Below are 17,034 nucleotides of genomic sequence, written 5' to 3' on the forward strand. Positions count from 1 at the left end.
GGCGGAGAGCTTCTCCGTGGCGACGGAGAGCCTCTCCCCGACGACGGGGAAGGCCCCGTCTCAAGCGCAGAGAAGCTACTTGCCATCGGGAGTCGCCGCGCCCACCGCGCGGGTCACCTTCACGGCGGCGGTGTCGTCCAGCCCGTAATTGCCGCTGAGCAGGATTTTATCGAGGGGGCTGAAGCGGGGGGCTTTGATTTCGATTTGGTCCTTTTCCTGGGCGCCCACCGTCACCGGGACTTTCACGGCCGTGGAATCATTGAGCAGCTTCATCACCCAGAATTCGGTTTGCGTTTCATCGGTGAGCACCGCGCCGCGCGGCAGGATGCTGGCCTGGCGCGGGGCCGTGCGGTCCAGTTCGACCTGCACGGCCAGGTTTTCGGGGAGGTCCGGCACCGGGCCGGTGGGCCGGATTGTGTAGCGCTGGGTCTGAATGCTGACATCGGCGGTGGCCAGCACCTCGGCCACGCGGCCGGTCAGCACCCGGCCATCGGGGAGGATGATGCGGCAGGCCTGCCCCGTGCGCACGTAGCGCAGCTGGGTCACGGGCACATCGAGGATGAAGCCGAAGCGGCTGCGGTCGTAGGTGAGGCCGAGCTGCTCGCCGTCCTGCACGTAGTCGCCGGCCAGCTTGTCCACGGTAGCCAGCACACCGTTGCGGGCCGATTTTATCTGGATGATGCCGCTGAACCGCAGGCGCGGGTCGCCGGTGAGCTTATCCAGGTGCAGGGTGCGCGATTCCTTGGTCTGGATGGTGAACACCGTCTGGCCGGCGCGCACCTGCTGGCCCACCACCGGCGAGGGGGGCAGCACGTAGCCCGTGGTGGTGGCCCGCAGCGCATCCTTGGCCGGGAAGGCCGACACGGCACTCAGCCGCAGCACATCGGTCAGGGTATCGGTCCGGACGGTGCCGATGGTGACCAGGGCGCGGGGCTTCACGGCGGGCTCTTCCTCGCCGTCGGCAGGCGGGGCGGCATCGCCGGCGGCGGCGGGGTCTTTCGAGCCGCAGGCGCTGAGGCTGGCGAAGGCAAGGAGAAAGAGGAAACGGGGAAGAGTCATCTTGAGGTAGGGGCGGGGCCTGCCCCCGCCCGTCGTTGAACGGTAATTGTTAAGACTTATACCGGCCAACGTGAACGGCGGGCGGTAATTATTGGAACGTAAAGCAAACGGCGCGAACGGCGGGCGGGGGCAGGCCCCGCCCCTACACCGCTTCTACTGCTCGGCCAGATAGTCCAACGCGAAGCGGCTCCTGAGCTGGTCCGTCTGCGCCTGCGTCAAACTGAATTGCAAGGTCCGGTAGCTGGTCACCAAGTTCAGGTAGTCGAGAATGGCCACATCGCCTGTCGCCAGCTGCTGCCGGGCGGCACCCACCAGCGCATCGGCCACCCGCAGCTGCTCCCGGATGCGGCCCAGCAGCGCATCCGACGCCCGGATGATGCCCTCCAACTGCTCGTACTGCTGCCGCCGCTGCACCGTAAGAAACTGCCGGTAGCCGCGGCGGCTCTGCTCGCTCAGTTCGATGCGCTGGTACTGGAGCTGGCGCTGGTGGCCGTCGAAAATCGGAATGTTCAGCTGCAGGCCGCCCCCGATGCCCACGCTGTGGGCCAGCGCCACGGGCAGGTAGGACGAGGATTGCAGGCCGCCATCCACCACGGCACTCACCTTGGGGCGGTAGGAGGCATCCACGGCGCGGCGGTCGAGCAGAAAGCGGAGGCTGTCGAGGGTGTATTGGCGCTGGGCGGGGGCCAGCAGGCCGGCCAGCGGGCGGTGGGTGGGCGGGGTAGGGGCTTCGAGGGCAATGAGGGCCGTATCGGCCACGCCGGCCAGGGCGCGGAGGGTGCCCAGCTCGCGGCGGTAGGCCAGGCGGTTTTGCTCCACGGTCACCTCCTGGGTACGCACGGAAAGGTAGAAGCTGAGGTACTGGGTTTGCTTGAAAATGCCGCCGTTCACCAGCTGGCGCAGCATTTTATCCTGCTCCCGGAGCTGGTTGAGCAGCGTGCGGCTGAAATTGAGCTGGGTTTCGGCCGCGTAGGCGGTCAGGAACTGGTCGGTGATGTTGCGGCGCAGGTCCAGCGCTGACAAGCGCCCGGTATTGCGCAGCACCTGGCCCTGGCTGGCGATAATCTGGTAGTCGTTCTGGAGCTGGAAGCGGTTCAGAATCGGCTTGGTGGCTTGCGCGAGGGCGGCGTAGTTGCCGCCGTTGGTCACGGCGTTGTCGTAGCCCAGCACGCTTTCGCCCTTGCTGTTGGTGATGGACGGGTAGTACAGCGCCGAGCCGATGCCGCCCACCTGCACGCCGTTCTGGCGGGCCCGCACGAGGCTGTCGATGCGGTTCTGGCGCACCTGGTTGGCGGTTTCGCGCAGTAGGGGGCTGTTTTGGCGGGCTACCAGCAGGAAATCATCGAGCCGGCGCGGGCTGACGGGCGCGGCGGCTACGGCCGGCAAAGGGGCGAGCACGGCCGGGGCCGCGCCGGTCTGGGCGCGGGCGGCACCGGCAAACAGCGCCGGCAGCCCACTCAGGGCAAGGCACCAAATCAGGCAGGAGGAGCGAGCGAACAACAGATGGGGGAGATGGTAAGCGCCACAAAGCTGCGGGCCAATTCTGAAGAAAATCGGCCCCTTAGCAAGTTGAAGTCCCTCTTACGCACAATGGCACAGAATATATACAAACTTTGGGCCTTCCTTCGCGGCTGTGCCGCCCTCCCTTTTGGCTACCTGCTCATGAAAATTCTCCTCGTTGAAGACGAAGCCGCTCTGCGCACCGCCCTCATGGGCTCCCTGAAGCAGGCCGGCTACCTGGTGGAAGCCGCCGCCGACTTTGCCCAGGCCCACGAAAAAATCAAGCTCTACCAGTACGACTGCGTGCTGCTCGACCTGACCCTGCCCGATGGCTCCGGCCTCGACCTGCTCCGCGCCCTCAAGGCCGACGGCTCGCCGGCCGGCGTGCTCATCATCACGGCCCGCGATGCCCTCGACGACAAAATCGCGGGCCTCGACCTCGGGGCCGACGACTACCTCATCAAGCCCTTCCACCTCTCCGAGTTGAATGCCCGGCTGCGGGCCATCATCCGCCGCCGCCAGTTCCACGGCCAGCAGCAAATCACCTTCCGCGACCTGCTGGTACTGCCCGAGCTGGCCGAAGTACACGTCCGGGGCGAGCTCCTCACCCTCACCCGCAAGGAGTACGACCTGCTCCTGTACCTGCTCGCCAACCCTGGCCGCGTGCTCACTAAGGAAGCCATTGCTGAGCACCTCTGCGGCGATGCCGTGGACGCCGCCGACTCGTTCGATTTCATCTACACCCACCTCAAAAACCTGCGCAAGAAGCTCCAGGAGAAGGGGGCAGATAATTACATCCGCACCATGTACGGCGTGGGCTACAAGCTGAGCCACGAGTAGCCGGCGGCGGCAGAAACAAAAGTGGCCCAGGCACACTCGTATTATTGCACCCGCCCCGCGCTTCTCCTCCGTTTCCGCATGAACCTGCTCAACGCTACCACCCGCTACTATCTAATGCTGGCCTTACTGTTGTTTGTGGGCGGCAGTCTGGGGCTGTACTATGGCATCAATTGGGCGCTGCGCACGGAGATTGAGGAGCAGCTGGCCGACCGCCGCCGGGAGCTGCTGGCCAAAGCACAGGCCAACGAGCTGCCGCCCGTGAGCCAGCTCGCTATCCTGCTCGACATCAGCCGCCGGCCCCGCCCGCTGGGCTTCCGCGATACCATGCTGCTCGACCGCACCGAAAACGAGATGGTGCCCCACCGGCAGCTCACGTTTCCGCTGACGGTGCGCGGCGAAGGCCCGGTGTGGGTCACGCTCCGCAAGTCATTGGTCGAGGCCGAAGACCTGCTGGGCGTGGTGCTGGCCGTAATGCTGAGCATATTGGCCCTGTTGCTCGGCGGCATGGTGGTGCTGAACCGCTGGCTATCGGCCCGGCTGTGGGCCCCGTTCCGGCACACGCTGGCAGCCCTGAGGCAGTACGATTTGCAGCAGCACCAGCCCCTGGCGCTGCCCGCGCCGCCCGTGGCCGAATTCGCCGAACTGAACCAGGCCCTTAACGGTTTCAGTCAGCGCCTGGTGGCTGATTATCAGAGCCTGCGCGAGTTCACCGCCAACGCCGCCCACGAAACCCAGACGCCGCTGGCCATCATGCAGGCCCAGCTGGAGCAGCTGCTGCAAGTGCCTGCTCTGGCCGAAGACCCGGCGGCCGCCCCGCTCGTGGCCGACCTCTACGGGGCCACGCTGCGCCTCTCGCGCCTGCACCAGGCCCTGAGCCTGCTCAGCAAAATCGAAAACCGGCAGTTTGCCGAGGCCCAGCCCGTGCGCCTCGACCAGCTATTGGAAGAACGAGTGGCCCAGCTCGAACCCCTCTTCGAAGCCCGCGAGCTGCGCTACGGCCTCGATATCAGCAACGGCCCCGTGGTGGTGCAGATGCACCCCGGCCTGGCCGACTCGCTGCTCCAGAACCTGCTCCAAAACGCTGTGAAGCACAACGTGCGCGGCGGCGAGCTGGCCGTTTCGCTATCCCAAACCGAGCTGAAAGTGACCAACACCGGCCCGGCCGTGGAGGGCGACCCGGCCCGCTTCTTCGAGCGTTTCCGCAAGCACAACGCTGCCTCCGAGTCGCCGGGCCTGGGCCTGAGCATCGTGCAGCAAATCTGCGGCTACTACGGCTTCGGAGTCGATTATTCGGTGGGGAAGGAGGGCACCCGCCACACCCTGCGCGTGGTGCTGAAACCCCCGGCCGGGGTGCCCGCGAAAAAAAGCAGCGCAAACCATGTGGCGCAGGGCTAGCCTCACCCTGCTTTCTAATGAGACGTCAGAAGCCGGACTGCCAACATTGGCAGCCCGGCTTTTTTGATTCCTGAACCTAGCCCCGCCCGCCGCGTAAGCCTGAGAGTGCCTGCTGGACAAGCCGGCCCCGCTGCTTCATCAGATGCTCAGGGCCGGCTCCGTACCATTGGGCCGGTATCATTCTTCCACCAACCCCCGATTTCTCCCCGCATGGCCACTCCCGACCCCCGGCGTCTCGCCAATCAAATTGCCCTCGTCACGGGGGCCAGCTCCGGCATCGGCGTGGCCGTGGCCGTGGCCCTAGCCGCCCACGGTGCCACCGTGGTGGTGAACTATGGCCACGACGAGGAAGGTGCCAACGCCACCGTCGCCACCATTGAGGCGGCCGGCGGCACGGCTCTGGCCATCAAGGCCGATGTGAGTAAGGAAGACGAGGTGCAGGCCATGTTCAAGCAAACCATTGAGCGGTTTGGCACGGTGCACATCGTGGTAGCCAACGCCGGCCTGCAGGTCGACGCGAAGTTTGTCGACATGACGCTGGCGCAATGGCAGAAGGTGATTGACGTGAACCTGACCGGCCAGTTCCTGTGCCTGCGCGAGGGAGCCCGCGAGTTTATCCGGCGTGGCGAGCAGCCCGATATTTCCCGCGCCACCGGCAAGCTCATTTGCATGAGCTCGGTGCACGAAGTCATTCCATGGGCCGGCCATGTGAACTACGCGGCCAGCAAGGGCGGCATCATGCAGCTTATGAAAAGCACGGCCCAGGAGCTGGCACCCCACAAAATTCGGGTCAACAGCATTGCCCCCGGGGCCATTGCTACGCCCATCAACCTCTCGGCCCGCGACACGCCCGAGGAGGAAAAAGCCCTGCTCACCCTCATTCCCTACAACCGCGTGGGCGACCCCGCCGATATCGGCAACCTCGCCGCCTGGCTCGCCTCGGACGAAGCCGACTATATCACCGGTCAAACCATTTTCATGGACGGTGGCATGACGCTCTACCCGGGCTTCGCCGACAACGGCTGAGCAGGAGAGGAGCTAAGAACGTCAACTCCCCTCCTCAGATGAGGAGGGAATGCTGGCGCGTAGCGCCGGCTGGGGTGGTTGAATTCGTTGAACAATAAGTGAACGATTCACTGCATCGTTCACAACCATCTTTCAACGCCACCCTCCGGTGGCACCACCCCCGTTTCAGCTTTGCTGAAACATCCCCTCCTTGGTAAGGAGGGGAGTTTTTCGTACTAATCTCCATGAACCCCGAACAAACCCGCCTCGCCGAAGCCAACGCCGGCACCAAGCCCTGGCGCAAGTTCGGCCCCTACGTGGCCGACCGGCAATGGGGCACCGTGCGCGAAGACTACTCGGCCAACGGCGACGCCTGGAACTTCACCACCCACGACCAGGCCCGCAGCCGCGCCTACCGCTGGGGCGAGGAGGCCATAGCCGGCTTTTGCGACAACGAGCAGCGCCTCTGCTTCGGCCTGGGCCTCTGGAACGGGCAGGACGCCATTCTCAAGGAGCGCCTATTCGGGTTGAGCGGGCCGGAGGGCAACCACGGCGAGGATGTGAAGGAGGTCTATTATTACCTCGACGGCACGCCCACGCACTCCTACCAGCGCATGCTGTACAAGTACCCGCAGCACGCTTTCCCCTACGAGTGGCTGGTGAAGGAAAATGCCCGCCGCGACCGTAACAGGCCGGAATTTGAGCTGATGGACACGGCTATTTTTCTGGAAAATAAGTACTTCGACGTATTCGTGGAGTACGCCAAGGCCGATGCTGAAGACGTGCTCATCCAGCTCACCATCATCAATCGCGGCCCGGCCGAGGCCACGCTGCACCTGTTGCCGCAGCTCTGGTTTCGCAACACCTGGGCTTGGGGCGAAGATGCCTACCGGCCCCGCCTGGCTGCCATTTCCGACAACCACATCCACGCCGAGCACCGGGATTTGGGCAAGTTTACGCTCTATTGCGACGAAGCGCCCAGCCTGCTCTTCTGCGAAAACGCCACCAACAACGGCCGCCTCCACAACGCGCCCTCCACGGAGCAGTTCTTCAAAGACGGCATCAACGACTACCTCCTGCACGGCCAGGCCGGGGCCGTGAACCCCGCCCGCACCGGCACCAAAGCCGCCGCGCATTACGAGCTGGCCATCGCGCCGGGCGCCACCCGCGTGGTGCGCCTGCGCCTGGCCGCGCCGGACCTGGCCACGCCCTTTGCCGATTTCGACCAGACCCTGAAGCTGCGCCTAACTGAAGCCGACCAGTTCTACCAAACCCTGCAAGCCGACCTGCCCAATGCCGACGCCCGCCTCGTGCAGCGCCAGGCTTTCGCCGGCATGCTCTGGAGCAAGCAATACTATTACTACGACGTGCCCCGCTGGCTGGCCGGCGACCCCGCCTTCCCACCCCCGCCGCCCGAGCGCCTCGAAGGCCGCAACAGCACCGGCTGGGTGCACCTCAATAACCAGCACATCATCTCCATGCCCGATACCTGGGAATACCCTTGGTACGCGGCCTGGGACCTGGCGTTTCACTGCCTGCCGCTGGCCCAGCTCGATGCGCAATTTGCTAAGGACCAGCTCCTGCTATTGTGCCGCGACTGGTACATGCACCCCAACGGCCAGCTGCCCGCCTACGAGTGGAAGCTGAGCGACGTGAACCCGCCGGTGCATGCCTACGCCACTTGGCGCGTTTTTAAAATGGACCAGAAAGCCCACGGCGGCCACGGCGACGTGAAGTTTCTGGAAACCATTTTCCACCGCCTGCTCATCAATTTCACCTGGTGGGTGAACCGCAAGGACCGTGACGGGCGCAACATCTTCGAGGGCGGCTTCCTGGGGCTGGATAACATCGGCGTGTTCGACCGCTCGGCCCCGCTGCCCTTCGGCGGCTTCCTGGAGCAGGCCGACGGCACCGCCTGGGTAGCCATGTACGCGCTCAACATGATGCGCATCGCCCTGCAGCTCAGCCAGACCAACCCCGTGTACCAGGACCTGGCCAGCAAGTTTTTCGAGCATTTCCTCTACATCGCCGAGGCCATGACCAACGTGGCCAACGAGCACATGGACCTCTGGGACGACGAGGACGAGTTCTACTATGACGCCCTGAACACGCCCGACCGCGGCCACGAACTGCTGAAAGTGCGCAGCTTGGTGGGCCTGATTCCGCTCTTTGCGGTAGAGGTTATTGACGAGGATTTGCTGGCTGGCGCGCCGCTGTTTCTGGCCCGCATGAACTGGTTTCTGGACAACCGGCCCGCGCTGGCCGCGCTGGTGTCGCGCTGGCAGGAACCCGGGAAAGGAGCCCGCCACCTGCTCTCGCTGCTGCGCGGCCACCGAGTAAAGCGCTTGCTGGCCAGAATGTTAGATGAAGCCGAATTCCTCTCCCCCTACGGCGTGCGCAGCCTCTCGCGCTACCACCTGGACCACCCGTTCGTTTTCCGGGGCACCGAAACCCAGTTCACCGTCAACTACGAGCCGGCCGAGTCGCAGACCAGCCTATTCGGCGGCAACAGCAACTGGCGCGGCCCCGTGTGGATGCCCATGAACTTCCTGCTTATCGAGTCGCTCCAACGCTTCCACCACTACTACGGCGACGATTTCAAGGTGGAATACCCCACCAATTCCGGCAAAACGGTAACGCTGCTCGAAGTAGCCGATGCCCTCACCGCCCGCCTCACCCAGCTCTTCCTGCGCGACCCCGAAACCGGCCGCCGCGCCTGCTTCGGTGATGATAAACAGCTGCAAAACGACCCCAATTTCCGCGATTACCTCTGGTTTCACGAATACTTCCACGGCGACAACGGCCACGGCCTCGGAGCCAGCCACCAAACCGGTTGGACAGGGCTGATTGCGAAGCTGCTGCAACCACGCGGTAAGGGCCAGTAGCACATGCTTTAGCTTGTGTCCGCCAGGCCAAAAAAACAATAAATCAACCATTTAACGGCACAAGCCAAAGCATGTGCTACATCCCATGCCCACCCCCGCCCCCTGGCTCGACGCCACCACGCCCATCCGCGACGGCATGGTGCACTGGCCCGACAACGCCCCCGTCCACGTCAAAAAAACGCTCAGCATCGCCACCGGCGCGGCTGCTAATGTCACCGAAGTGTCGATGAGTGCCCACACCGGCACGCACGTCGATGCCCCGCTGCACTTCACCGCTAATGCGGGCGACACCACCACGCTAGACCTCGGCCAACTCATGGGCCCGGCCCGCGTCGTAGCCATCACCGACCCCAAAAGCATCAGCTTGGCCGAGGTGCAGCGCCTCAAAATTGAGCCCGGTGCCCGGCTGCTCTTCCGCACTCGCATGTCAGATTCAGAATGGAGCACCATGCCATTCCAGCCCGATTTTGTGGCGCTGGACGGCGACGCGGCCGTTTTCCTGCGCGATGCGGGCGTGGTCTGCGTCGGAGTTGATTACCTCTCCGTGGGCAAAGCTGATGCCCATCACGCCCTGCTCGACGCTGGCATTTGCGTGATTGAGGGCTTGGCCTTGCAGCACATCGCGCCCGGCGAATATGAAATGCTGTGCCTCCCGCTGAAAATTGTGGACAGCGACGGCGCCCCCGCCCGCGTACTGCTGCGCCCTCAGTAACAGCCCGGAACAATTCTGAATGTTTCCAGCTGGGGGTTGCTCCCGTGCGGAATAATTGTGCCCGAAGCAGCCTGGCTTCGTATTTGACGTATACGGCCTGCCGCCGGCTCCCGGGCCGTGCGGCTTCGTCTATTCAGGGTACTTCGATTATGTTTTTGCGCACCTTTTGGCTCTGCGGAGCCTTGGCCAGTCTGCTGGCACTACATGGGCCGGCGCACGCCCGCCAAACGCCGAACAACGACGGCTTCCAGCGCCGCAATGGCCAGATGCAGGTAGTCCGTAACGGTCAGGCCCGTCCCATGACCCGCGATGCCCACCTGCCCACCGGGGCCACCGTCACCAAAGACGGCTTCGTGGTGAGCCCCACCGGCCAGCGCACCGAGCTGCGCGAAGGCCAGGGTTGCGACCTGCGCGGCCGCCCCGTGGCCGTGCAGGTCGCAGCCAATGGCGCGTTGGCCTTGGGCGCGTCCTCCGCTCCGGTTCCCGTTCGCAGCATCCGTTCTGTGCCCGCGCCTTCGCTCCTGGAGCAGGTATTTGGCTCGGGGGATGACGAAGACGAAGGAAAATTCAAATTCAAAAAGCGCAAAAAGCACCACGGCAAAGGCCACGGCCGCTGGAAGGGCGACGACTAGCGGCCGGCCGCGCATTTCAGGATTATATGGTTCATTGTTTTCTCGCTTCACCTTTTATCGATGCTGCCCGCGCCGGTCAGTTTGCTGCCGTGCAGGCCGCGCTGCAAGCCGAAGCCGCCCCCGATACGCTCCTGTTAGGCAATCTGGTGCTGGCCGATGGCACCGCCCCGCTTGATGCCGTAGTAGTGCGCCCGCACAGCATCACCCTGCTGGTATTCGCGCCCCGCGGCGGCCGGCTCAGCATTCCCGCACTGGGCTACGGCCGCTGGCTGCTCGATGGCGCGCCCGTGCCCAGCTCGGAAGATTTTGACAATCCTTTCGAACAGTTTCGGGAGCAGAAAGCCACACTGGCCGACTGGCTCCAGCCGCGTTTCACTCCCGGGCAGGCTGATTTGAACAGCGTTTCCGGCTTGGTGCTGTTTGAAACACCGGTTGAATTTGGTGCCGATGTCGAAGCCGCTCTGAATGAAGCCCCGGCCGGCTTCCAAATCGCCAGCAGCCTAGCCAACTTGCCAAGCAGCCTACGGGACTTGGCTACGCCTGACATCAACTTAACCGCTGATGATATTGCCGAGTGGGCTGCCGAATGGGCGGATTTCGTAGCCGTGCCACCCGCAAGCGAGACTACTGCCGCCGTGCCCACTGGCGCCCAGCCCAGCGCCACTGCAGACACTACCAATGCCGCCAGCACCTTCCTGGGCCAGAAAGCCCGCGCCCTCTGGGGCTGGCTCGGGGCCAACGACGTGCCCGATGACGACCTGCCCTACGGCTACGCCAACACCCTGAGTGCCCGCAACGAGGAAAAACAGCAGCTCGAACAGCTGCGCCAGCAAATGCAGGCCGACCTCAGCACCCAGCTCCAAGCCTTGGAAGCCCGCGAAGCCGAGCGTGAGCGCAGCATTGCCCAGCTCCGCACCGAGTTGGCCCAGGCCCCGCCCGTAGCCGCCGAAGCCACCGCCCTCGTCTCCCGCCTCGGGGCCGAAACCCGCGAAAAAGCCGCCCTCGAAGCCGAAATGCAGGCCTCCCGCGATGAGCTGGCCGCCCGTAATCAGGAACTGGATGCCAAAATTCAGCAGCTCAGCCAGCTTATCGGGCAGCTCAGTGCCAGTCCGGCTGCTGCTGCGCCGGTTGCGGCCCCAGCCCCGCCAATAACGGCTGCGGCCCCGCCGATAACGGCCCCCGCCCCGATAGTAACGGCCCCAGCACCTCCAACTATTCCCGTTGCCCCGCCATTTGCGGATGCCTCACCAGTTGCTGAAAGCAAGCCCGTCGCTGCTGTCTCTCCATCGCCTGTAGTCACTACTTCTGGTGCTATCGCATCTGACGCGCCTCGTTCCGAACCTGTTGGAAGGGTGCCTGATTCGGCTGGATTTGGTTCATCGACAACTGCTGCGGCAAAGCCGGCCGCCGGAGTATCTCCGCCGGTTTTCGCGCTCTCTAATCACTTTGAACGTCTCCGCGCCCGGGCGCAGGCAACTGCTGCCGCGCTGCAGCCCCGGCTACGAAAGGCGAAGGAGTGGGGGCAGGCCCAGCCCCGCGCCGCGCTGGCAGCGGCCGCCGTGGCCGTGCTCGGCCTGGGCATCTGGGGCCTGAGCCACGTGGGCAACACCCCGCCCGTCCCGTTCCAGGAAAACGGCCGATGGGGCTACGCCGATGCCAGCGGCCAGCCCGTAATTCCCGCGCAGTTCACGGCCGCCAGCCCGTTTGAGAAAGGGCAGGCCGTGGTGGCGAAAGACGGCGCGTATGGCTTCGTGGATGAGAAAGGCAAAGAAATAATACCTGCCGCCTACGATGCCCTTAACCCCTACGCCGGCGGCTATGCCCGCGCCCGGGTAGGTGATGCCTACACCTTCATCGACGAGGACGGCCAGGAGTTCGACCATTATTATTTCAACGCCCTCGACTTCGCCGAAGGCCACGCCGCCGTGCTCGACCACCGGGGCTGGCACTACATCAGCGGCCCCACCGAGCCCGATACGCCACCCGTCATCTTCAAAGAAGCCTACTCCTTCGCCGACGGCCTGGCCCGCGTGAAGCTCCCTGACGGCTACACCTTTATCACCGCCGACTACCTTGCCGACCCCGGCCAGGGCACCAAACCCTTCGGCCGCTACCAGCAGGCTTCCGATTTTGTCGATGGCAAAGCCCAGGTGAAACAGGCCGGTCGCAGCTTCACTATTAATAAGGACGGCGAAGAAGTGAAGTGACCTAATTCCACCCGAAAAATCTGCCTAAAGTAATCAGGCGCAGGCCGGCTCCCATTGGTGGCCCGCCTGCGCCTGATTACTTTAGGCAGATTTTTCGGATGAAATAGTTGGCTGAATATGAGATGATTTGAAAATATTTATCTCGGAAACGATTGCGGAATTATTCCATATCCCGCAAAACCCTTAGCTTGCACCCCGCTTAACAATAAGGTAACATGGAAGTTCAAACATTGAAGTATCCGGCCATCCGTAACTACGTGGCTGGCCAGTCGGTAGAAAGTGCCTCTACGCCCACCATGGACGTATTTAGCCCCCTCAGCGGGCAGTTGATTTCCACGCTGCCGCTCAGCAACGCCGCCGCGCTCGACGCTGCCGTGCAAGCCGCCAAAGCCGCCTTCCCCTCGTGGTCGGCCACGCCTATTAAGGAGCGGGTCCAGATTTTCTACCGCTATAAAACGCTGCTGGAGCGTGACATGAAAGCCCTCGCCGACCTCGTGCGCGAGGAAAACGGCAAGACCTACGACGAAGCCCGCGCCGAAGTCGAAAAGGCCATTGAGCTGACCGAATTCGCCTGCTCCATGCCGCAGCTTATCCAGGGCGAATTCCTCGAAGTGAGCAAGGGCGTGGAAGCCCGCGCCGAGCGCAAGCCGCTGGGCGTGGTGGCCAGCATCGCCCCGTTCAACTTCCCCAACATGGTACCGCACTGGACCATCCCGAATGCCATCGTGCTGGGCAATACCATGATTCTGAAGCCCTCGGAGCAGGTACCGCTGAGCGCCGTAAAAATCGCCGAGCTGCTGAAAGAAGCCGGCCTGCCCGACGGCGTGCTCAACATCGTGAACGGCGACAAGGAAATCGTGGAAGCCATCTGCGACCACCCTGAAATCCAGGCCGTGAGCTTCGTGGGCTCTACCGCCATTGCCAAAGTCGTTTACATCCGCGCCACCAGCAACCTGAAGCGTTGTGTAGCCCTCGGCGGGGCCAAAAACCACCTGATGGTGCTGCCCGACGCCCACCCCGAAATGACGGCCTCGAACGTAGCTGCTTCAATGTCGGGCTGCGCGGGCCAGCGCTGCATGGCCGGCTCCACTATGGTCGGCGTGGGGGCCATTGATGGCATCGTGGCCAAAATCGTGGAAGAAGCCAAGAAGATTGTGGTCGGTAAGAACCTCGGCTCCGTCATCAGCAAAGAAGCCAAAGCTCGTATCGAAAAGCACATCACCGAAGCCGAAGCTGCTGGTGCCAAAGTCCTGCTCGACGGCCGCAACGCCGTAGTGCCCGGCCATGAAGATGGCTATTATGTGGGTGCTACCGTCATCGATTACGTGACGCCCGACATGCGCATCGCCCAGGAAGAAGTCTTCGGCCCGGTGCTCGCCATCATGCGCACCAACACGCTGGACGAGGCCATTGCTATCGAAAATGCGAACCCTTACGGCAACGCCGCCGCCGTTTTCACCAGCAGCGGCAGCAGCGCCCGCTACGTCATGGACCACGCCAACGCCGGCATGATTGGCGTGAACATCGGCGTGCCCGTGCCCCGCGAACCATTCTCCTTCGGCGGCTGGAACGACTCGAAATTCGGTGCCTGCGACATCACCGGCAAAAGCTCGATTGAGTTCTGGACGCAGCTGAAAAAGACCACGACAAAGTGGAACCCCGAGTCGCGGGTGAACTGGATGAGCTAAAGTAAAACTGTCATCCTGAGCACAGCGAAGGACCTAAGGACAGCGGAGCAGCTTGCAGTAAATTAAATTATTAAGAGCCGATGGCATGGACGCGATAAGGTCCTTCGCTGAGCTCAGGATGACAGACGGCGTAATTGCCAAACAGATACTCATGGAAACCACCTTCGCCACCGACAAAGACCAAATCCTGCACGACAACCTCGACCACACACTCTTCTCGTGGTCGAAGCAAACGGGCCTGAACCCCATCAACGCCGAGCGCGCCGAAGGCGTGTACGTGTACGACCGCGACGGCAAGCGCTACATCGACTTCTCGGCCCAACTTATGAACGTGAACATCGGCCACGGCGACCAGCGCGTGACCGAAGCCGTGACTGCCCAGATGCGCGAGCTCAGCTACGTGTACCCCGGCATGATTACCAAGGCCCGCGGCGACCTCGGCAAACGCCTGGCCGAAATCACCGCACCCAACCTCACCAAGGCGTTTTTCACGCTCGGCGGGGCTGAGGCAATCGAAAACGCCATCAAGCTGGCGCGGGTCTACACCGGCCGCCACAAGATTGTGTCGCTCTACCAGTCGTTTCACGGGGCCAGCTACGGCGCCATGAGCGTGGGCGGCGACCCCCGTAAGTTTGCCGTGGACAGCCAGGCCATGCCCAGCACCATCCACGTTGAAAACCCGTTTTTCTACCGCTGCCCCTGGCACAGCTCCACGCCCGAGCAGTGCGCCCAGCGCGCCGCCGATGCCATGGAGCGCATCATCGGCTACGAAAACCCCGGCAGCGTGGCGGCCATCGTGCTCGAAGGCGAGTCGGGTACGTCGGGCTGCATCAAGTACCCGCCCGGCTACTGGACGCGCATCCGCGAAATCTGCGACAAATACGGCATCCTACTCATTGCTGATGAAGTGATGTCGGGCTTCGGCCGCACCGGCAAATGGTTCGGTTCCGACCACCACAACGTCAAAATCGACATCATGTGCATGGCCAAGGGCATCACCGCCGGCTACCTGCCCCTGGGCGCGGTGATGGTGGATGAAAAAATCGCCAAGTCCTTCGATGACAAGCCGCTGCCGCTGGGCCTCACGTACTCCGCGCATCCGGTGTCCTGCGCCGCCGCCGTGGCTGTGCTCGATATTTATGAGAGCGACAACCTGCTCGAAAACACCGTGGAAATGGGCAAGTACATGGACGAGCAAGTCGCTCAGCTCATGCGCCACCATCCCAGCATCGGCGACTGGCGCAACACAGGCCTCTTCGGCTGCATCGAGCTGGTGAAAAACCGCGATACCAAAGAGCCTATGGCCCCCTGGAACGCCACCAACGACCAGATGGCCATCATGAACCAGGTCGCCGCTAAAATCCGCGAGTTGGGCATGTACACCTTCGTGCGCTGGAACTACATTTTCATCTGCCCCCCGCTCACGATTAATAAGGAGGAGATTGATGAGGGATTAGCCATTATTTCGGAAGCCATCAGCATTGCCGATAAGTATGTGAACTAAGGCACGATGGCGCGGGGCTCAGCCCCGTGTCGGCTACTGACAGGCCTCCGGCCTGCGGCACCCGTGCCGCCGCAACAATCCGGCAAATCAACCTCAACGATTCGGGCCAGAGGCCCTATTCATAGTCAGCACGGGGCAGAGCCCCGCGCCATCTGGTTCCCATCATGTCCATTCTCCTCAAAAACGGCCGCGTCGTCACCGCTGATTCGGACGCCGTCTGCGATATTCTGATTGAAGGCGAAACCATCTTTTCCATTGGCCGCAGCTTGTCGGCCGATGGTGCGGAGGTGATTGACTGCTCCGGCAAAATCATCGTGCCCGGCGGTATCGACCCGCATGTGCACCTCGAAATGCCCTTCATGGGCACGTTTTCGTCGGATACCTACGAAACCGGCACCCGCGCCGCGCTGCATGGCGGCACCACTACCGTCATCGACTTCATCCTTCAAAAACAGGGGAATTCGTTGCGCTCGGCCCTGGAGGAATGGCAGGGCCGTGCCACCGGCAACGCCGTGGGCGACTACAGCTTCCACATGGCCGTCACAGATTTCAACCCGAGCACCAAGGAGGAAATTAAGGACATGGTGGCCGAAGGCATTACCTCCTTCAAAACATTCATGGCCTACAAGGGCGCGCTCATGATTGACGACGCGCAGATGGTGGGCCTGATGCAGGAAGTGAAAAAGCACGGCGGCCTCGTAACCGCCCATGCTACCAACGGTGACATGATTGATACCCTCATCGCCCAACACCGGGCGCAGGGCAAACTCACGCCGCTCTACCACTACCTCTCACAGCCCGAAGTCACCGAAGCCGAAGCCTCGGGCCGCTTTGCCGACATCGCCAACTACACCGGCGTGAATGCCTACATCGTGCACCTCACTTGCGAGGGTGCCCTCAACCAGGTGCGTCGCGCCACCGAGCGCAACCAGCGCGTGCTGGTTGAAACCTGCATTCAGTATCTGGTGCTGGATGCGTCGCTGTACGAGGACGAAGCCAACGGCGCGAAAGTGGTAATGTCGCCCCCGCTGCGCGAGAAAAAGGACCAGGCCACGCTTTGGGCCGGCATAAACCAAGGCTTGGTGAATGTTCTGGGCACCGACCATTGCCCATTCATGTGGGAGCAGAAGCTGATGGGCAAGGACGATTTCTCGAAAATTCCCAACGGCCACCCCGCCATCGAGCACCGCATGGAATTGCTGTTTTCGGAAGGTGTAAATAAAGGCAAAATCACGCTCCAGAAATTCGTGGAAATAACTTCCACCAATGCTGCGAAAATATTTGGCATGTTTCCGCGCAAAGGCACCATCAGTATTGGTGCAGATGCGGATTTGGTAATATTCGACCCAAATAAAAAGCACACGATTTCGGCCGACACGCACCACATGAATTGCGACTATTCGGCCTACGAAGGATGGGAGATAACCGGTAAGATTGATACCGTTTTACTGCGTGGAAAAGTAGCCGTAGATGCTGGAGAAGCCAAAGTAGCCAAAGGGTACGGACAGTTTATTAAGCGCGGCAAAACCAATTTTTAACAGGCGATTTCCATTGCCAACTGGGTATCTGACATCACGAATGCTTACAGGCATTCCTTTCTTGCTGTG

General features: G+C 62.5%; 12 protein-coding genes. 10 read left to right on the forward strand and 2 right to left on the reverse strand.

The genetic code is table 11. From position 1 onward, the window contains the following. Nucleotides 1-75: 75 nt before the first annotated feature. Nucleotides 76-1,059, reverse strand: a complete 984-nt coding sequence (locus AAFH49_RS02185; protein ID WP_342295657.1) for an efflux RND transporter periplasmic adaptor subunit — start codon at nucleotides 1,057-1,059, stop codon at nucleotides 76-78. Nucleotides 1,060-1,212: 153 nt separating this feature from the next. Next, nucleotides 1,213-2,559, reverse strand: coding sequence for a TolC family protein (locus AAFH49_RS02190; protein WP_342295658.1), 1,347 nt, complete (start codon nucleotides 2,557-2,559; stop codon nucleotides 1,213-1,215). A gap of 162 nt (nucleotides 2,560-2,721) precedes the next feature. On the opposite strand from AAFH49_RS02190, the gene AAFH49_RS02195 reads away from it, so the two are divergent. The 10 genes from AAFH49_RS02195 (at nucleotide 2,722) to hydA (ending at nucleotide 16,965) form a co-directional block, all read left to right on the forward strand. After that, nucleotides 2,722-3,399 carry a response regulator transcription factor gene (locus AAFH49_RS02195; protein WP_342295660.1) on the forward strand — a complete coding sequence of 226 codons (678 nt, stop codon included), beginning with the start codon at nucleotides 2,722-2,724 and terminating at the stop codon, nucleotides 3,397-3,399. 78 nt (nucleotides 3,400-3,477) lie between these two features. Beyond that, a complete protein-coding gene (locus tag AAFH49_RS02200; protein WP_342295661.1) occupies nucleotides 3,478-4,794 on the forward strand; it encodes a sensor histidine kinase in 1,317 nt (438 codons plus the stop codon). Between the two features lie 210 nt (nucleotides 4,795-5,004). Then, on the forward strand, nucleotides 5,005-5,820 hold the full coding sequence (locus AAFH49_RS02205) for an SDR family oxidoreductase (protein WP_342295662.1): 816 nt from the start codon (nucleotides 5,005-5,007) through the stop codon (nucleotides 5,818-5,820). Nucleotides 5,821-6,044: 224 nt separating this feature from the next. Beyond that, nucleotides 6,045-8,684 carry an MGH1-like glycoside hydrolase domain-containing protein gene (locus tag AAFH49_RS02210; protein WP_342295664.1) on the forward strand — a complete coding sequence of 880 codons (2,640 nt, stop codon included), beginning with the start codon at nucleotides 6,045-6,047 and terminating at the stop codon, nucleotides 8,682-8,684. Between the two features lie 85 nt (nucleotides 8,685-8,769). Further along, nucleotides 8,770-9,396 (forward strand): cyclase family protein, encoded by a 627-nt coding sequence (locus AAFH49_RS02215; protein WP_342295666.1) that lies wholly within the window; start codon nucleotides 8,770-8,772, stop codon nucleotides 9,394-9,396. A 149-nt stretch (nucleotides 9,397-9,545) separates the two neighbouring features. Then, nucleotides 9,546-10,028 (forward strand): DUF6799 domain-containing protein, encoded by a 483-nt coding sequence (locus AAFH49_RS02220; RefSeq protein WP_342295667.1) that lies wholly within the window; start codon nucleotides 9,546-9,548, stop codon nucleotides 10,026-10,028. A gap of 26 nt (nucleotides 10,029-10,054) precedes the next feature. Then, complete coding sequence (locus tag AAFH49_RS02225; protein WP_342295669.1) at nucleotides 10,055-12,235, forward strand: WG repeat-containing protein; 2,181 nt, start codon at nucleotides 10,055-10,057, stop codon at nucleotides 12,233-12,235. Nucleotides 12,236-12,450: 215 nt separating this feature from the next. Further along, nucleotides 12,451-13,923: a CoA-acylating methylmalonate-semialdehyde dehydrogenase gene (locus AAFH49_RS02230; protein WP_342295671.1), complete on the forward strand. Its 1,473-nt coding sequence runs from the start codon at nucleotides 12,451-12,453 to the stop codon at nucleotides 13,921-13,923. Between the two features lie 151 nt (nucleotides 13,924-14,074). Continuing rightward, nucleotides 14,075-15,427, forward strand: coding sequence for an aminotransferase class III-fold pyridoxal phosphate-dependent enzyme (locus AAFH49_RS02235; RefSeq protein WP_342295673.1), 1,353 nt, complete (start codon nucleotides 14,075-14,077; stop codon nucleotides 15,425-15,427). Between the two features lie 164 nt (nucleotides 15,428-15,591). Beyond that, on the forward strand, nucleotides 15,592-16,965 hold the full coding sequence (hydA, locus tag AAFH49_RS02240; RefSeq protein WP_342295675.1) for a dihydropyrimidinase: 1,374 nt from the start codon (nucleotides 15,592-15,594) through the stop codon (nucleotides 16,963-16,965). Nucleotides 16,966-17,034: the final 69 nt, after the last annotated feature.

It is taken from the genome of Hymenobacter segetis (assembly GCF_038448715.1).
GTDB classification, from domain to species: Bacteria; Bacteroidota; Bacteroidia; order Cytophagales; family Hymenobacteraceae; genus Hymenobacter; species Hymenobacter segetis.